Origin of the sequence: Bradyrhizobium archetypum, assembly GCF_013114835.1 — a bacterium.
GTDB lineage: Bacteria > Pseudomonadota > Alphaproteobacteria > Rhizobiales > Xanthobacteraceae > Bradyrhizobium > Bradyrhizobium archetypum.
The window spans coordinates 284,536-301,967 of sequence record NZ_JAAVLW010000006.1 but is presented as its reverse complement, the minus strand read 5'-3'; the positions used below and the strand labels follow the sequence as shown (position 1 = coordinate 301,967).

General features: G+C 61.9%; 12 protein-coding genes and 1 pseudogene. 10 read left to right on the top strand and 3 right to left on the bottom strand.

Annotation, left to right across the window (positions count from 1 at the left end):
• Positions 1–37 precede the first annotated feature (37 nt).
• On the top strand, positions 38–355 hold the full coding sequence (locus HCN50_RS21595) for a hypothetical protein (protein ID WP_171711689.1): 318 nt from the start codon (positions 38–40) through the stop codon (positions 353–355).
• A gap of 78 nt (positions 356–433) precedes the next feature.
• Here the strand turns inward: HCN50_RS21595 and HCN50_RS21590 are convergent, their stop codons facing one another.
• Positions 434–1,330, bottom strand: coding sequence for a lytic transglycosylase domain-containing protein (locus tag HCN50_RS21590; protein WP_171711688.1), 897 nt, complete (start codon positions 1,328–1,330; stop codon positions 434–436).
• Positions 1,331–1,612: 282 nt separating this feature from the next.
• On the opposite strand from HCN50_RS21590, the gene HCN50_RS21585 reads away from it, so the two are divergent.
• Complete coding sequence (locus tag HCN50_RS21585) at positions 1,613–2,899, top strand: MFS transporter (protein ID WP_171711687.1); 1,287 nt, start codon at positions 1,613–1,615, stop codon at positions 2,897–2,899.
• A gap of 103 nt (positions 2,900–3,002) precedes the next feature.
• Entirely contained in the window at positions 3,003–3,953 is a 951-nt protein-coding gene (locus HCN50_RS21580; protein ID WP_171712027.1) for an oxygenase MpaB family protein, read from the top strand.
• Positions 3,954–3,997: 44 nt separating this feature from the next.
• Here the strand turns inward: HCN50_RS21580 and HCN50_RS21575 are convergent, their stop codons facing one another.
• Positions 3,998–5,161 (bottom strand): Kelch repeat-containing protein, encoded by a 1,164-nt coding sequence (locus tag HCN50_RS21575; protein ID WP_171711686.1) that lies wholly within the window; start codon positions 5,159–5,161, stop codon positions 3,998–4,000.
• A gap of 253 nt (positions 5,162–5,414) precedes the next feature.
• On the opposite strand from HCN50_RS21575, the gene HCN50_RS21570 reads away from it, so the two are divergent.
• The 3 genes from HCN50_RS21570 (at position 5,415) to HCN50_RS33735 (ending at position 12,803) form a co-directional block, all read left to right on the top strand.
• Positions 5,415–7,205: a peptide ABC transporter substrate-binding protein gene (locus HCN50_RS21570; protein ID WP_171711685.1), complete on the top strand. Its 1,791-nt coding sequence runs from the start codon at positions 5,415–5,417 to the stop codon at positions 7,203–7,205.
• Positions 7,206–7,600: 395 nt separating this feature from the next.
• Complete coding sequence (locus tag HCN50_RS21565; protein ID WP_171711684.1) at positions 7,601–12,430, top strand: NAD-glutamate dehydrogenase; 4,830 nt, start codon at positions 7,601–7,603, stop codon at positions 12,428–12,430.
• 196 nt (positions 12,431–12,626) lie between these two features.
• On the top strand, positions 12,627–12,803 hold the full coding sequence (locus tag HCN50_RS33735; protein WP_235977126.1) for a hypothetical protein: 177 nt from the start codon (positions 12,627–12,629) through the stop codon (positions 12,801–12,803).
• An 819-nt stretch (positions 12,804–13,622) separates the two neighbouring features.
• On the opposite strand, the gene HCN50_RS33730 is transcribed toward HCN50_RS33735, so the two are convergent.
• Positions 13,623–14,024 (bottom strand): hypothetical protein, encoded by a 402-nt coding sequence (locus HCN50_RS33730; RefSeq protein ID WP_235977125.1) that lies wholly within the window; start codon positions 14,022–14,024, stop codon positions 13,623–13,625.
• Positions 14,025–15,598: 1,574 nt separating this feature from the next.
• On the opposite strand from HCN50_RS33730, the gene HCN50_RS21555 reads away from it, so the two are divergent.
• The 4 genes and pseudogenes from HCN50_RS21555 to HCN50_RS33720 all read left to right on the top strand — a co-directional run bounded on the left by HCN50_RS21555 (position 15,599) and on the right by HCN50_RS33720 (position 17,290).
• Complete coding sequence (locus HCN50_RS21555) at positions 15,599–16,201, top strand: DUF1269 domain-containing protein (RefSeq protein ID WP_171711682.1); 603 nt, start codon at positions 15,599–15,601, stop codon at positions 16,199–16,201.
• The gene (locus HCN50_RS21550) at positions 16,170–16,376 is read left to right on the top strand and encodes a hypothetical protein (protein WP_171711457.1); all 207 of its coding nucleotides are present in this window, start codon (positions 16,170–16,172) and stop codon (positions 16,374–16,376) included. The genes HCN50_RS21555 and HCN50_RS21550 overlap by 32 nt, the downstream gene beginning before the upstream one ends.
• A gap of 162 nt (positions 16,377–16,538) precedes the next feature.
• Positions 16,539–17,003 (top strand): annotated as a pseudogene (locus HCN50_RS21545) (calcium:cation antiporter family protein); the annotation flags it as partial.
• Positions 17,004–17,056: 53 nt separating this feature from the next.
• Positions 17,057–17,290 (top strand): hypothetical protein, encoded by a 234-nt coding sequence (locus HCN50_RS33720; protein ID WP_235977124.1) that lies wholly within the window; start codon positions 17,057–17,059, stop codon positions 17,288–17,290.
• Positions 17,291–17,432 lie beyond the last annotated feature (142 nt).

Sequence of the window (17,432 nt, the reverse complement as noted above, 5' to 3'; positions counted from 1 at the left end):
CTGGTTTAGCCCCAACACGTTTCACTGGAGTTCGATGATGAAGAAGCTAGCTATCGTGTTTGCCGTTGGTGCCGCCGCGTTGATCGGGGGTTCCGCAGCCAACGCCGACAATGCGGTGAAGGCTAGGACCTCGACCGACGTGACACAGTCGTCGTCCACCGATTTCAGCGCTCATCGCCGGCACTGGCGCCATCACCGCCACTGGGGGCATCACCATCACCACTGGGGCCACCGTCACTACCGGCCATATTATAGCAGCTACGGCTACTATGCGCCGCGTTCGTACGGCTACTACGGGCCTCGCTACTATGGCGGCGGACCGGGCGTGACCTTCAGCTTCGGCAGCGGCTGGTAAGGCGGCTGGTACTGACACAAGTAACTTACTGTAGGGAGGCTCGCGGGATGTGCGGGCCTCCCTGTTGATGCATAGCCGCTATAATTCCCGCGCCGCCTTCGACGATTTCGTCCGGCTGGATGCCGATGCGAGGCGCACCACGGATTGTTTGCCTGGCTTGCGCGACGCCTTTGCCAGCAGGACAGCGCGGGCGCCGATCTTGCGGGACGCGGCTGCGACACTTCGCGCCGCAGAGCTTGCTGCAACGCGCAGTTTTCTGACCGCTGCGTTCTTCTTGGCCTCGGATTCTTCGGCCTCCGCCTTGCGCAACATCGCACTTGCCGAGGGCGTCAGGTCGACATTCACCGCGGCGATCTGGTCCTGCCGCGACAGCCCGCCGACACCTTCGCATGGCGCCTTGTGCGGCAGATCGGTCGGCATGTAGACGGTGCTTTCCTCGTCGATCCAGGCTTCGGCCTTCTGACCGGTGATGATCTTGACGTAAGCGCGCGTCTCCTTCGGCAGCGAGCTGCGCCGCGATAGCCACTTCTCGATCCTGCCGCCGCCTGCATTATACGCCGCCGCCGCAAGTCCGAGATTTCCGAACTGAGCGTAAAGTTTGCGGAGGAATCGTGCCGACGCAGGTATAGCCTGCAGCGGATCGAACGGATCTCTCAAGCCCATTTCGACGGCCGTTTGCGGCATGAACTGCGCAATGCCTTGCGCGCCTGCCGAGCTGACTTCGGTGGTTCGAAACCTGCTTTCCTGCCAGAGCAGGCGCACGAGAAATCCGATCGGAATATCGTTTTCCTCTGCTGCAGCCCTGACCGCTTCGCAGATCAAATCCGGCGCCTTGGAGTCATCGCTGACCGAGGCGGCTGCGTGCGCGGCTGCATCGGTTGCGGTTGCCGTCTGGTATGGCGCGGCAATTGAGCCTGTTGTCTCCGCTTGCGAGGACTCGACCCACGCAGTCGCGGTTCCATCCTTCGAATCCATGTCTCGAAGGGCGGAGGCGTGAGAGTTCGGGATACTGGCGGGTTCCGATTGGGCTTCGGCGATGACGAAAGATCGTTCTGTCCATAACGACCTGATGTCGGAACTTTCAAGATCCACCGCGACTACAAACACAGCAATCACGGCGGCGAAAAGATATCGCATCAACTTCCATTCCATGGTGGTGAAGCCGGCCGGATAAAAGTCGGATGTGGACATTTCGCGGATGAACTGCGGCAGAGCGATGTTTTCTGGCCCGTAATTCTACCGAGGGGAACTTGGCGAATGCGCGCTAAAGCGTTTTCAAGCGAAGAGGAGGCCGGTTCGCGTCAAAAGAGCGCGCCAAACCGGGAATCGAGAACGCTGTTCCGATTCAATCGAAACGGAACAGGCTTTCGTGGACCGATTGCCTACATCGCGCTGTACGCCGCGTTGTACGCGGCGTTCGGCGTGGCCTCGCCGTTCTGGCCGAAATATTTCGAAACCAGAGCGCTTAATCCCGAACAGATCGGTGTGATACTGGCGACTGCGTTGCTGGTGCGCCTGGTCGCGGGTCCGCTGGTCGGGACGCTTGCCGATTTCCTGCAATCGTTGCGCCTTGTGCTCGCCGCGTGCGCTACTTTGGCGGCTGCAAGCGCAGCTGCCTTATTGTGGGCCGATGGCTTCTGGCTGTTGCTGTTGGTCGCTTCGGTTCAAGCTGCGGCACTGGCCCCGACGACGTCGATTGCCGACGCATTGTCGGTCAACGCGTCGCGGCCGCAGATGGCAGGCAGGCCGTTCGAGTACGGCTGGATCCGCGGTTCGGCATCGGCAGCTTTCGTATGCGGCACGCTGATCATCGGGCAGCTCGTTAGTCCGACCGACCTCTCGCGCGTGATCTGGTTGAACGCAGCTCTGCTGATCGCCGCCGCCGGCGCAACCGCACTGGTGCCCGCCGTTGCGGCGCAATCGACGCCGCACACCGGCGCATCAAACGTTGCAAGCGAGATCCGTACGCTGCTTGGCATCGCGCGGTTTCGTATCCTGATCCTCGTCTCGGCTTTGATCTATGGCAGCCATGCCGTGCATGATGCCTTCGCCGTGATCCGGTGGAGCAACGCCGGAATAGATACGTTCGTCGTCAGCATGCTGTGGTCGGAAGCCGTCGCAGCAGAGGTCATCGTGTTCGTTCTGGTCGGGCCGGCCTTGCTCAACCGGTTCGGCGCGCGGGATGCGGCGGCGCTGGCCGCCGTGGCCGGAATAGTCCGCTGGTCGATCGCGGCAACGACGAACTCCGTCGTGGCGCTCGCGATGGTGCAGCCGCTGCACGGATTGACATTCGCCCTGCTTCATCTCGCCTGCATGCGCATGATAGGTAGCCTCGTTCCCGCGCATTTGGCCGCAACCGCCCAGGCGCTTTACGCGTTTGGCGCGGGCGCAGTGACCGCCGCATTGACGCTGTTTTCCGGATTTTTCTATGCCGGCTATGGAGGAGGGGCATTTCTTGCGATGGCAGTTCTCTGCGGCGTTGCCTTGCCGCTTGCCTGGTCCGGCTTTGCCGACACGCGGGAATCATCATCTCACGCCGCTTGATTCAACGTGTCGCGACCGTGCAGCAAGGTCTCGGTTACGCTAGACTTTGCCCCACGTGAAAGAATGGGCCGATCCCGCCTTCTCGATGCTTGAGGTTCGTACGTTGGTTTCGAACAGCGATCTTGATGCTACCCTCGACCTGGTCCGGGCTTCCTCAGCCGGCCCGGTCGAGGGCATTTTTGGTCCGGCGTCGATGACTTGGCGGATCGACCGGGAGGCCGTCATCTTTCTGGGCGCCGGGCGCGCCCTACTGCTTCAGCTCGCCCATCCCTGGGTCGCGGCCGCCGTCGCTGAGCACTCGCGCACCTTTTCAGATCCGATCGGCCGCTTTCACCGGACTTTCGAGTTGATGTTTACGATGGTGTTCGGTTCGCTCGACGGGGCGCTCGCCGCCGCCCGCCGTCTGCATCGGCGGCACGCCGGCATCACCGGGGTGCTACCCGAAGCGGCCGGCGCGTTCGCCAAGGGCTCGGCCTACAGCGCCAACGACATCGCCGCGTTGCGCTGGGTTCACGCCACTCTGGTCGAGACAGCCGCCATCGCGCACGACCTCGTCCTGCCGCCGCTCTCGGCGGAAGAACGCGAGCGATATTGGGTCGAAAGCCGGCTGTTCGGATCGTTGTTCGGGCTGAAGCCTGCGGACCTGCCGACGGATTGGCCGTCGTTCGCCGACTACATCGCCGCGACCGCTCAATCGGATACCTTGTCTGTGAGCACCGCGGCGCGCGACGTGGCGCAGCACATCTTCACCGGCGCACGGCCGTGGTTACGGCCGCCGCGATGGTATCTGGCGCTAACCGTCGGCATGTTGCCCGAGCGATTGCGCATAGGCTTCGGCTTCGATGTCGACGAACGCGACAAGCGGGCCGCGGAGCGCGCGCTGAAGTGGATACGGCGCGTCTATCCGCATTTGCCGTCGCGCCTGCGCTATGTCGGCCCTTACCACGAAGCGCAGGCGCGGCTGCGGGGGAAGCCGCAGCCTGACCTCGCTACCCGCTGGCTCAATCGGGTGTGGACCGGACGCATGCGGCTCGATGATCGGCAGGAGAGGTGAGCGCTACCTTGCGGTTGCCTTAAGCCAAATGCGGTCGGCCGCAGCTAAACGGCCAGCGTAAACGCCTCGTGCACGGAGGACTGAACCGCCCCGCCGGTCACCGCGCCTCCGCCCGCAACGTAGATGGCATCGCCAATCGTAGTGGCGCCGACCGCGTGCCGCGGCGTCGGCATCGGCGCATGGGATTGCCAGGTATTCTCTTTCGGATCGTAACTCTCCATCTGACCGAATACCACGGCTTGCGATATCTGGCCTTTTTCCTGCACGCCGTACTCACCGCCCATCGCGAACAGGCGGTCGCGGTAGACGACGAGGCCATGGCCGGAACGCGCAGCGGGCAGCGGCGCGCGCTCCTTCCATGTGTCTGATGCGGGCAGGTAAACGTGGTGAAGGTCGGTGTTGTATTCAAACGTGTTGAAGCGGCCACCGATGATATGGATCATGCCGTTATAGGCGACCGCGCCGACATGGTCGCGCGCCGCCGGCAGCGCCTTGCGGATTTCCCACTTGTCGGTCTGGGGATCATAGACCTCATGCCAGCCGACACTGGCGCGCTCGTTGGTGGGCGCGCCGGCGCCGCCGATCAGATGGATCTTTCCGTCCAGCGCGACCGCCGCGGCGGCACCGCGCGAACGTGACAGTGGCGCGATGGTCGTCCACTTGTCGGCGGCCACATCGTAGAAGTACGCATTCGGATCCGGATTGCGGTTCTGCTCGATAAAGCCGCCGAGCGCGTAGACCCGCCCGGCCTCCGCCACCACGGCGACGTGGTTGGCGCCGCGCGGCAATGGCGCGGCGTTGAACCATCGGTCGTCCTTCGGATCATAAACATGGTGATAGGCGCGGTCGACACGCCCCTCGCCATAGCCGCCGACAATATGCATGCGCCCGGCCCAGGCGGTGGCCCACGCCATTTCGCTTCGCGGCAGCGGCAATGCCGCCTTCTGCGTCCAGCGTCCCTGCGGCCCCTTCGGCGCCGGACTTTCCACCTTTCGCTGGGCGATCTGCTCGGTGGTGAGGTGATGCGGCGTGCCGCCCTGCAGCCTGGCGAACGGATCGGCGGAGGGGGCCGCTTCCGGCAGTGCTGTGCCTGACGGCGTGCCATGGCCGGCATGCTGGGCCAGCGCCGGCGCGCAGACTGCCGCGCCGGCAGCCGCGGCAACGAAAGCTCTCCGGTTCAGACGCGGCAGATCGGATGTCGACGACATGAGAGCTCCTGAGCAGGCGTTGCCGGATGATCGATGGTCATAACAAAGGCGAGCGCGGTCAAGACAACAACTCCGCGAGCAGTGGTGCCGATACACTCAAATGCAGGTGATGCGAGTGAAGCTCCACGTCACCTGCGCCGTTTGGACCTGGCATGACGTGATGCCCCGGATTCCGCTTTGACAGGTTCGCCCTGACCTGATCCATTTCCAGCGTCGAGTGTCGAGGCATTCAGCACAGTTAAGGAGTTGGCCCATGAAAGAACGGGAACTTCGAGACCTGATTGCAGACGTCAAGACCGGCCGGTTGTCGCGGCGGGTCTTTGTCCAGCGAATGATCGCCGCAGGCCTTTCGGCGTCGATGGCCGGGATGATGCTGAGCCAATCCGGCGTCGCGATGGCGGCGCCCGCGCTTCCCTACAAGCCGACCAAAGCCGGCGGCGGTGGCCTGCTGAAACTGCTGTATTGGCAGGCCGTGACCCTGCTCAATCCCCATTTCGCCGTCGGCACCAAGGATCAGGAAGGCTGCCGGATCTTTTACGAGCCGCTGGCGGGATGGGATGGCGACGGCAACCTGGTTCCGATCCTCGCGGCCGAGATTCCGAGCAAGGAGAATGATGGACTGTCTGAGGACGGGCGCTCGGTGATCTGGAAGCTGAAACGCGGCGTCAAATGGCATGACGGCATGCCGTTCACATCAGACGATGTCGTCTTCAACTGGGAATATGCCAAGACGCCGGAGACTGCGGCGGTCTCGATCGCGAGCTACAAGGACATCACGGTCGAGAAGATCGACGACTTCACCGTCCGTCTCACTTTTGCCAAGCCGACGCCGTTCTGGGCCGAAGCCTTTGTCGGCAACTACGGCATGATCATCCCGAAGCATTTGTTCAAGGACTACGTCGGTGCCAAGTCGCGCGAGGCGCCGAACAATCTGAAGCCGGTCGGCACCGGCCCTTATCTGTTCGTGGATTTCAAGCCGGGCGACATGCTGCGCGCCACGATCAACCCCAACTACCACGTCGCCAACCGGCCGCATTTCGACGAGGTGGAGGTCAAGGGCGGCGGCGACGCGGTGTCGGCGGCGCGCGCGGTGCTGCAGACCGGCGAATATGACTATGCCTGGAATATGCAGGTCGAAGACGAGATCCTCACGAAGCTGGAAGCCGTCGGAAAGGGCAAAGTCAGCATCACGCCGTCAGGCAACGTCGAATTCATGCAGCTCAACCCGACTGACCCCGCGGTCGAGGTCGATGGCGAGCGCGCCAGCATCAAGACCAGGCATCCGCTGTTCAGCGATCCGGCGGTGCGCCAGGCCATCAATCTCCTGATCGATCGTGCATCGATCGAGAAATTCATTTACGGCCGCACGGCGCGGGCCACCGCGAACTTCCTCAACAATCCGGAACGCTTCCGGTCGAAAAACACCAAAATCGAATTCAACATCGAGAAGGCCAACCAGATCCTCGAGGCCGCCGGCTGGAAAAAGGGAGGCGACGGCATCAGAGCCAAGGACGGCAAGCCGCTGAAGTTCGTGTTCCAGACCTCGATCAATGCGCCGAGGCAGAAGACCCAGGCGATCGTCAAGCAGGCATGCCAGAAAGCGGGCATCGACGTCGAACTGAAGTCGGTGGTGGGATCGGTGTTTTTCTCCTCCGACCCCGCCAATCCCGACACCTACACGCATTTCTATTGCGACGCGCAGATGTACAGCACCACCATGCCGCAGGCCGATCCGCAATTCTTCATGAACCAGTACACGTCGTGGCAGGTGGCGAACAAGGAAAACAAGTGGCAGGGCCGCAATGTCTCGCGCTGGCAAAGCAAGGAATATGACGAGATCTACAGGCAGGTCGAACGGGAGCTCGACGCGGTGAAGCGCGCCGCGCTGTTCATCAAGCTCAACGACCTCGTCGTATCGGACAATTACATCCAGCCCATCCTCTCCCGGACCCGTGTTGCAGCACTCGGCGCCAAGCTGACCGCGCACATCTCGGGCTGGGACAACGATCTGTGGCAACTTGCGAGCTGGTACCGGGAGGGGTGAGACACGGTCTCGGATTTGGCTTCCGGATGTGCCTGATGTTGCCGGCCTGACCGCGTGACGGGCCTGCCAGGTCGGCGAAGGCTGTCCGTCTTCGCTCGCGCATGCCCGAGCTTGGCCGGACATCGCGCTCGCGATTCTGCGCGGCCGCGCCCACGTAGACTAAAATAGCGAACATGTACGTAATTGAAATTACTTTGGATTTTGTACGACCCGGTCGAAGGCATTTCGGCGTGCGCGCCACGACTTCGCGCGCCTTGGCCGCTCGGCGGTGGTAGTATCAAAGTTACGAGACCGGAGATTTCGTGCCGTTTGATCGCAGTCAAGACTACGGCGCTCGACGGAATGCACTCCAGAATCAAGCTGATGATCGCGATTGCGGTCGGACGTTGCGAGAAATGGAGGAGGTTATGGAAGCGTGGCGTGACGACAAGGCCCGGGCAACCCTGATCCGCGATGCGGCCGGAAGCATGCTGCTGGGCAAGGCCCCACGGAGTTTTGCCGAACTGCTGTTCGGCCACACCAATAGCGAGGATCTCGCCGGCTATGAAGCCACCTCGCTGGCCTTCCTGGCCCAGCAGGCTTGGCAACATGTGCAGCGACGCACGGCGGGTCACGCCGATATCCGCGTCGTCAATCCGATGATGCCGGATGGCCGCGAGATCTCCGTGCTCGAAGTTCTCAACGACAACATGCCCTTCCTGTTCGATTCCACCCTGGCGGAACTCACCGAGCAAGGCATCGAAGTCACCCTGGTTGCTCACCCGATCATCGCCGTGGAGCGCGACGAGCAAGGCCAGCTAATCCGCTTCCACGGCGAAGTACTGCCGGAAGGAGCAAGGGGCGCGCGCGAAAGCCTGATCCATCTCCATATCACCCGCCTGGACGTCGAGGCCGACCGCCAGAAGCTGATCGACGGCCTGACCAGGACGTTGAATGACGTCCGCGCCTGCGTCACCGACTGGAAGCCCATGCGCGCCCGCGTCGAGGAGGCGATCAGGACCTTCTCTTCCAATCCGCCGCCACTGCCGATCGACGAGGTCGCCGAAGCCAACCAGTTCCTGCAATGGCTGTGCGCAGACAATTTCACCTTTCTGGGCCTGCGCGAATATCGCATCGCTCCCGAAGCCGACGCGTCTGACGACGTCTCGACCGGCGAAGGCCTCGGCATCCTGCGAGATCCCGATGTGAAGGTCCTGCGCCGCGGCAGCGAAATGGTGGTGATGACTCCGGAAATTCGCGAGTTCATGCGCGAGCCGACGCTGCTCATCGTGATCAAAGCTAATGTCTCCAGCCGCGTACATCGCCGCATCCGCATGGACTATGTGGGCATTAAGCTCTATACGCCCGATGGCCGGCTCGAGGGCGAATTGCGACTTGTCGGTCTGTTCACCTCGGGCGCCTACACGCGTTCGGCACGGCAGATCCCTTATATCCGGCACAAGGTGGAGCAAGTACTGCAGCGCGCCGGCTTCGACCCGAACAGCCATTCGGGCAAGGCGCTCATGCATATTCTCGAAGAATATCCGCGTGACGAACTATTCCAGGTCGACGTTGACACCCTCTATAATTTCGTCATGGAGATCCTGATCCTTTACGAGCGCCCCCGCGTCCGGGCGCTGTCACGGGTGGACAAGTTCGATCGCTTCGTCTCCATCCTCGTCTTCATTCCGCGCGAGAAATACGACACCGACGTGCGCACGCGCGTCGCCAACTTCCTGTCGCAGGTCTATGAGGGACGGCTGGCGGCCTCCTACGTGTCCTTTCCCGAAGGATCTCTTGCGCGCGTCCACTACATCATCGGGCGCTATGACGGCAAAACGCCCGTCGTCGAGCGCGCGACACTCGAAGCCGGGATCAGCGCCATTGCCGCGACCTGGGCCGACAAGCTCAAGGTCGCGCTTAACGCGTCTACCGATGGCATGCGCGCGCGCATGCTCGCCAACCGCTATGCCCAGGCCTTCACCGGCGGCTACACCGAGGTTTTCAGCGCGGAACGGGCAATCGCCGACATCGCCGCCATCGAAAAGCTCACGACAGCGCGTCCGGTGGCGATTTCGGTTCACCGCGACGAGGGCCACGACGACCCCAGGCGCTTCGCCCTGAAGGTCTTCTCCGACGCCGCACCGCTGTCACTGTCCTACCGCGTGCCGGTGATCGAGAATCACGGCCTGCGCGTGGTCAACGAACGGACTTATCAGATAGTGCCCGCCGCCAGACCGACGCCGGTATGGCTGCACGATATGACGATCGAGACCAGTGATGGCCAGCCGATCGAGATCAGCGCTGAATTCAGCCATCGCCTGGAAGCCTCGATGATGGCGGTGATACGCGATCGCGCCGAGTCCGACGGCTACAACGCGCTGATCCTGCGTACGGCGCTGGGTTGGCGGGAAGTCTCTGCTATCCGCGCGCTGTCCCGCTACCTGCACCAGATCCGCGCGCCGTTCACCCAGGACTATATGTGGGAAACGCTGCGCAAGAACGCCGCGATCACCGCCAACCTCGTCGCGCTGTTCCAGGCCCGCTTCGACCCGCGCCTCGCCTTGACGGACGCAGAGCGGTCGGCACGCGAGACGGCCTTGCTTGCCGAGATCGAGGAGCAGCTCAAATCCGTCGCCTCGCTCGATGAAGATCGCATCCTGCGCCGGTTCACCAATCTGGTGCAGGCAACCATCCGCACCAACCTGTGGCAGGTCGGCGACGATGGATATCCGCGTCCGGTGATCTCCTTCAAGTTCGAGGCGCGCAGGATCGAGGACCTGCCGGCTCCGCGACCGCTCTACGAGATTTTCGTCTATTCGCCCCGTGTCGAGGGCATTCATCTACGATTCGGCAAGGTGGCGCGCGGCGGCTTGCGCTGGTCCGACCGACCGCAGGATTTCCGCACGGAGATCCTCGGCCTGGTCAAGGCCCAGCAGGTCAAGAACGCCGTCATCGTTCCCGTCGGCGCCAAGGGCGGTTTCGTGCCCAAGCGACTGCCGCCGCCCTCCGATCGCGAGGCCTGGCTGGCCGAGGGCACCGCAGCCTATCGCATCTTCGTTCGTACGCTGCTCGAACTCACCGACAACCTCGACGGCGACGTCATCGTGCCACCGGACTCCACCCTGCGGCATGATGGCGACGACCCCTACCTCGTCGTCGCCGCTGACAAGGGGACCGCGACCTTCTCCGACGTCGCCAACGCGATCTCGGCCGAGAAGAAGCATTGGCTCGGCGATGCCTTCGCCTCCGGCGGCAGCCAGGGCTATGATCACAAGAAGATGGGGATCACGGCGCGAGGAGCCTGGGAGGCGGTCAAGCGTCACTTCCGCGAGCTCGGTACTGACATTCAGACCGTGCCCTTCACCGTGGTCGGCGTGGGCGACATGTCCGGCGATGTCTTCGGCAACGGCATGCTGCTGTCGCCGGCGACAAAGCTGGTGGCGGCTTTCGATCATCGCGACATCTTCGTCGATCCGACGCCCGACCCGGCAAGCAGCTTCGCCGAACGCAAGCGCCTGTTCGACTTGCCGCGCTCGAGTTGGCAGGACTACAACAAGTCACTGATCTCGCCAGGCGGCGGCGTGTTCTCGCGCTCGCTCAAGGCGATCCCGCTCACACCGGAACTGCGGACCCTTCTCGATCTCGACAAGCCGCAAGCGACGCCTTTCGAGGTGATGACCGCGATCTTGAAAGCGCGCGCGGATCTTCTTTGGTTTGGCGGCATCGGCACCTATATCCGCGCGTCGGGAGAAAGCGACGATCATGTCGGCGATCGCGCCAACGATCCAATCCGCATCACGGGCGCGGATGTCCGTGCCCGTGTGATAGGCGAAGGCGCCAATCTCGGGGTCACCCAGCGCGGCCGCATTGAAGCGGCGCAGAAGGGCGTGAAGCTCAACACCGACGCGATCGACAATTCGGCCGGCGTGAACACGTCCGACGTCGAGGTCAACATCAAGATCGCGTTGGCTCGCCCCGAGCGCGAGGGACGCCTCACGCCGGGTGACCGCAACAGCCTGCTCGCCGCGATGACGGAGGAGGTCGGCGCGCTGGTGCTGCGCAACAACTACCTGCAGACGCTGGCGCTCTCCCTCGCCGAACGGAAGGGCCTGGCCGAGATTGGCTTCCTCACCCGCTTGATGCAATCGCTGGAGCAGCGCGGGCTGCTTAGCCGCGCTGTTGAGTACTTGCCCGACGACGCGGCGATTGCCGAACGCACGAGGCGCGGCCAGTTCCTGACGCGGCCTGAACTTGCCGTATTGCTCGCTTACGCCAAGCTGACGCTCTACGATGACCTGCTCGTCACCGGCGTACCCGACGATCCTTATCTCGCCCGTGAGCTGTCCCAGTATTTTCCGCGCGAAATTCAAGACAAATTCCCGACCGCGGTGCAGTTGCATCGGCTCCGGAGGGAGATCATCGCGACCAGTCTCGCCAATGCCGTGATCAACCGCGGCGGCCCGGCCTGTGTCGTGCGCCTGATCGACGAGACCGATGCCGATATCCCGACGATCGTGATGGCCTATGTGGCGGTGGACGAATGCTACGGGCTCAGGCGGCTGAATGCTGCGATCGACGCGCTCGACACCCGCATCGACGGGCAACTGCAACTTACCCTCTACGCGGCGATTCAGGATCTCCTGCTCTCCCGCATGGTCTGGTACGTGCGTAATGTCGATTTCAAGGCGGGTCTCGATGCCGTGATCGCACGCTTCTGCCCCGGGATCCGGCAGATTGCCGCCGGGCTCGACGAGACCCTGCCGGAGGACTTGCGGGCCGGGCGCACCAAGCGACGGCAGGATCTGATCGATGCCGGCGTGCCGGCCGACCTTGCCGCCGAGCTCGCTGATCTCGATGCCCTGGTCGCGGCACCGGATATCGTGACCGTTGCGGAGCGCACCAACCGCGCCATCGGTGACGCCGCCACCACCTTCTTCGCCGCCGAGGCCGATTTCAGCCTCGATCGCATCATCGCCGCCGCGCGTAGCGTGCCCGCGAACGATAATTACGAACGTCTCGCCATCGATCGCGCCGTTGACCAGATCGCGGCTGCGGAAAGAACACTGGTCGTCAACGTGTTGGCGACCGGCGAGTCCGGCCAGCAGGCCGTTGCCAACTGGCTTGCTACTCACCCTGAAGCGACACGCATCCGCCGCCTGGTCGAGGAGATCGCGGCCAGCGGCCTGACGCTTGCAAAGCTGACGGTGGCGGCCAATTTGCTCGGGGACCTGATCAAGCGCTGACGGGCACGCACGGCTGAAAGGGCACCCAATGATCCGCGCTACTTGCCATACCGCCGATAATGTCCTGTGTATCGAGTTCGATGCCACACCATGGTTCTGCGAGGCCGATGCTCCAAGCATTGTCGATTTGGCCCAACGAGGGTGGGCAAGCACAGCGATCGCAGAGTCCGTGGAGCACCGACGAGGATACGAACGCGTGCATGACCTCGTCGAGTACGCGGCGACGCGCCTGCAGCTGGAATCCCTGGAGGACCCAACCTGGCAAACATTCGAGTGTATCGTCGACGGCTCGGAGGCTGCGGCCTGGCTCGAAAAGAACCGGCCTGATGTCGTGGCAGGAATCCCGAGGGTAACCGGCGATCGTTGGCATTGAATGGTGCCCCTGGCCGGCATCCAAGAAGACCGCCAAGCAGCAGATAAACCAAACTTTTGCGGCCAGCAAAAACCGCGAGTACCATAAGGTACACCAAGCCAATGTTTCACAATTTCGGTTCGAATCCGCTTCGCGTTGCGCTTGCGAGATCAGTAGCTATTCTCGTCAATTCCCTGTGAGTCCCCGTATGTGAGCGCCGATCAGCCCTTGGTGGACGGCGCGGGCGCGTGGAGCAGTTGAGCGACGCCGAGTATCGCGATGGCTGGCGAACACGCGCCGAATAGCAACTGCGCGCATTTCTGCCGCTCAAAAGAAAAGGACCACCGGCGCGACCGGTGGTCCTAAAAGCCTTGCGGCTTTCGTGTCGCATTTGCGCTGCCAGTTAGCTGCGGACAGACTGGCGGCTGCCGCAGGGTTGATGCTCGCTTTGCACTGGCCGGTTGGACCCTGGCCTTTGGACTCTTGGCCGTTGAGACGTCGGTCCCGTCGGACGCCTGTCACCCTTGGCTTTGTCGTTATCGGCACTCGTCACTCTTGGCGCGGGATGGTGCGAGAGACCACTCGATCAACCGGACCACAAACGTTTGAAGAACGCGCTTGTTCCAGCATAGAGGGCGACGGGTACTGAATTCGCGGCAACGTGCGGAAGACTAATTCCCCTGATGCTCGGATCGCTGCACAGTATCCAGCGGATCAAGAGGCTGCACATATCGGATCGGATCCGCAATTGATGGCAGCCATCGATGAGTTTGCTCCTGGAGGTCCTCCAAGAGAGTTCAGGACGGCGAAAGACCGCCGCCCTGAATTCGGACAATCGTATCAGTACCGATATGGATATTGCCCGGGACAGATGTACTGACCGTAGTTGTCATAGTAGCAGCCGTAGCTCCCGTAATAGCCATACGGGCCCGCCGCAGCCGCCGCACCAACTGCAGCGGCTCCATAGCCCCATCCTGGCCGATAATAGCCGCGACCATAGCCTGGATAACCCGCAACTGGACGGCCGGGGCGACCTGCTATCGGACGACCCGCTATCGGATGCGATGGGCGTGCAATACGGCCAGCATGCATGCCGCCGCCGCGGACGCCTCCGGCGTGAAATCCGCCTCCACCGCCACGAAAGCCGCCGCCTCCGCCGCGGCGAGCGTAAGCGTCATCGGGGATGAGGGTTGCGGCTAGCAGAACGGTTGCTGCAACGGCGATGAGAATGTAGCGGAGCATGGCACTTCCTCCTGTGATTGAGGCGCCAATGCAGCAGGTTTGTGAGGTGAAGCCGCGAATGACACCCGAAGTCAGCTTTGAGGCGTGCTAGATTGATCGAATTGACCTATGTCAACAGGTTCTATCCCTTGTGCGCGCAAACGCGCGAAAAACATCCACCCCACGTGCCCGGCTCCGTTCAGGTGAGCAGGTGTCTGGCTAGTCGGGAAAGATGAGTTCCTCGTGGATCTTCACACCCGATTTGGTCGAGGACCGTGATCACTAGGTTGCGCTGGCGCGGAAATGCCGCTGCCGAAGTCGCGCCGCCAAGTCTCGGCTGTGCTCGATCGCTTCCCGGTCGAGGCCAAAGCTTACCTCGAGCTGGTGTAGTTTCGTACCGTTACTTTTCACATCGAGGATGAACAGCGGCATTGCATGGGCAATTTTCCGACAAATGCGCGTGCCGTCTGTTCACATTGATGCTTTTGGCAATCCTCGCGGGGCTGGTATGCAAATGCTGTAATCGCCCCCATTGCGGCGGCGGGTCAAAAGATTGGCTCAACATAAAGCCGCGCTCACCCGCCGATAATGGGACGCGGCTTGGAATTTCGGCCCTCGTGCACGGCCGGTCACGGACCCGGGGGCGGCGCAAGTGCTGCAATGCAATGTATCCCGCACCTGTGAGACGGTGGATCGCTGATCGCGGTGGTCTGAGGTCCGAACGATCTTCCTACGCAGAAAGCCCCCTACAGGCGATGTACCGCACGTGTTGATCTCGCGCGAGAGCACCTTTGAGACGCTTTGCCAGCGTCCGACCAACTAACAGCATCGGCAGCACGGACATCTCAATCCGTTTGCAGCGCCAAGACCGATGAAAATGGCCAGTCTTAGTCGTCGTTATAATCATAAGGCGCTGGACCATAGTAAGGCCTTGGACCGTAGTAAGGCCGTGGCCCGTAGTCCCTGTCGTAAGGTCTTGGCCCATAATCTGGATCGTACCGCCGTGGCCCATACTCTCGATCGTAGCGCCGTTGCCCGTACTCGCGATCCTCACCACGTGAAGGTGCATCGCGTTGTGCAAAGACCGCGCGGCACTGGTCGCTGAGTTGCGGAGCATTTCGCCGTAAGCAAGCCACGATCCTGTCCACGTCTGGAATTTGCGAGCTGCATAACCGCCAGACGTCAGGCGTGCACGCCCTTTGCTGTTCCCACGTTCCTCGGTACTCTTGCGAAAGCGCGGTACTCTGAATGGTGGTTCCGCAACCGAGCGCTAGCGCAAAGCTCAGGGAAATTCGACTCGCTCGCATGTCCGCCTTCTTGATAGAATGTCCCGAGTGTCCGCACGAAATGCATTGCTGCGATTTGCAATGAACGCAACTCGGGAAGGTTCGCATCGCACAACAACTTGTGAACGGGGGATGGATTCCCGCCCGCGACCAACTGATTTTTCAATGCGCCAAACCTAGCGCCGGCTTCTGTTGATCTAGATCAACGGAAACGTGTGGCAACGATCTGACTTTCACTCAATGCCCGCGAGTGGTCGCTAGACAAGGTGATTGGGGCGGCAGGCGCCGGGTATCAAGGGAGGGATGCAGATGAGTGATCTTGTGGTGATCGCATTTCCCACTGAATCGAAAGCGGAAGAAGTTCGTCAAAAACTGCTGGCGATGCAGAAGGAGTATCTGATCGAGCTGGGCGATGCGGTGATTGCGGTAAAGGATACCGAAGGACGCATCAAGCTGAATCAACTGATCAACACCACTGCCGCCGGGGCCGTTTCAGGCACTTTTTGGGGAACTCTCATTGGCCTGATTCTTCTAGCGCCATTGCTTGGCGCGGCCCTTGGTGCAGCGTCCGGCACGCTGGGCGGATATCTGACCGATGTAGGTATCGACGACAAGTGGATGAAGGAAACCGCCGCTGCCATACAGCCCGGAACTGCTGCATTGTTCGTGCTGGTACGTAAAGTCACCGCGGACAAAGTGCTCGAGGGGCTCAAGGGTGAGGGTGGTACGGTGCTGAAGACGTCACTCGATCACACCAAGGAAGCAGCGTTGCAGGCAGCGCTTGCTGGCGCCCAGGCGGCCGAGCTTCTGTCGCTGTTCCGCCGCATTGTTTGTCCTCAACGCACTGCTTGTTCTCAATTTGTGTGCGTCGCGTGGCGTAATGGCACAGGCTTTGACGCCGTTCCGTTATGAGTCGCAGGCGCAGCGCCATTGTCCCGGCGATGCGGTCGTCTGGCTCGATTTCGGACGCGAGCGCTACTACACCAAAGGGCAGAAGCGCTACACGGCGGGGTTTACCGGCAGCTTTGTGTGCAGGAATGAGGCTCGAAACAATGGCTACCGGCGCTCGCCACTAGGTCTACGGTAGGCCTGCAGCCGCGAGCCGGATCTGGCCTCGGAGCAAAGTACGCATAGCGGAATAGCGACTCAGATCGCGGCACAACCAACTATATGGGTTTGACTTAAATCAAGGTCCAGACCGGGGCCCACGTGTGCGATTTGTCGGCAGAATCCTTACGCGTCAGGCCGCATGAACCCGCTATTCAAGGAAATTCGACACAGCCCGCTCCTTTGGATGCTGGCCTTCGTTCCGACGGTGCTTGTTGTCGAAACGATTGCGCCTTCGGCCCATACCTCCTTGTTTGTCCTCGCCGTGTTGGCGATTGTGCCTCTTGCTGCCTTGCTCAGCCACGCAACCGAGAGTGTGGCCGAGAAAACGGGAGATGCGATAGGCGGGTTGCTCAATGCGACCTTGGGGAATCTGACGGAACTGATCATCGCCCTGGCTGCTCTCCGCGCCGGAGAGTATATGCTTGTGAAGGCCTCGATTGCCGGCGCGATCGTCACTAACTCCCTCTTTATGTTGGGTGCGTCGTTCCTGTTGGGCGGGTTGCGTCATCGCGTGCAGGATTACAATCGCGCCGGCGGAAGGCTTCATGCGGCCTTGCTATTGATGGCGACAATCGCGCTTCTTGCCCCCGCGACCAGACCTGGAAGAAGGTGGACGTGGGCAATCCCTGAAAGTTGAGCGAATGGATGTTGACGCCCATGCTTCGTTGTGTCGCGATCGCGCTGTTTGCATTCGTCTTGCTTCTGCCGCCGCCGTCGGTCGCGCAGGCGTCAGGCTACGTGCTTGTCAATTTCGTGAAGGCTGGATTGGTCGCTGGCGTGGGCGGCGGACGCGGCGTGCTCTCCTATCGCGGCCGCAATTACCGCTTCACGGCAACCGGCCAGAGTCTCGGCATCACCGCGGGCGCAACGGCCAGCCGCCTGGAAGGATGAGCTTCCGGCATACGCGACGTCAGGGACTTCGCCGGCACCTACAGTGCGGTCGGAGTGGGCGGAGCATTAGTGGGCGGCGCGGGCGGCGTCAGTCTGAGAAAATGAAAACGGGGTTGTGCTCGATCTGAAAGGCCCGAAAGCA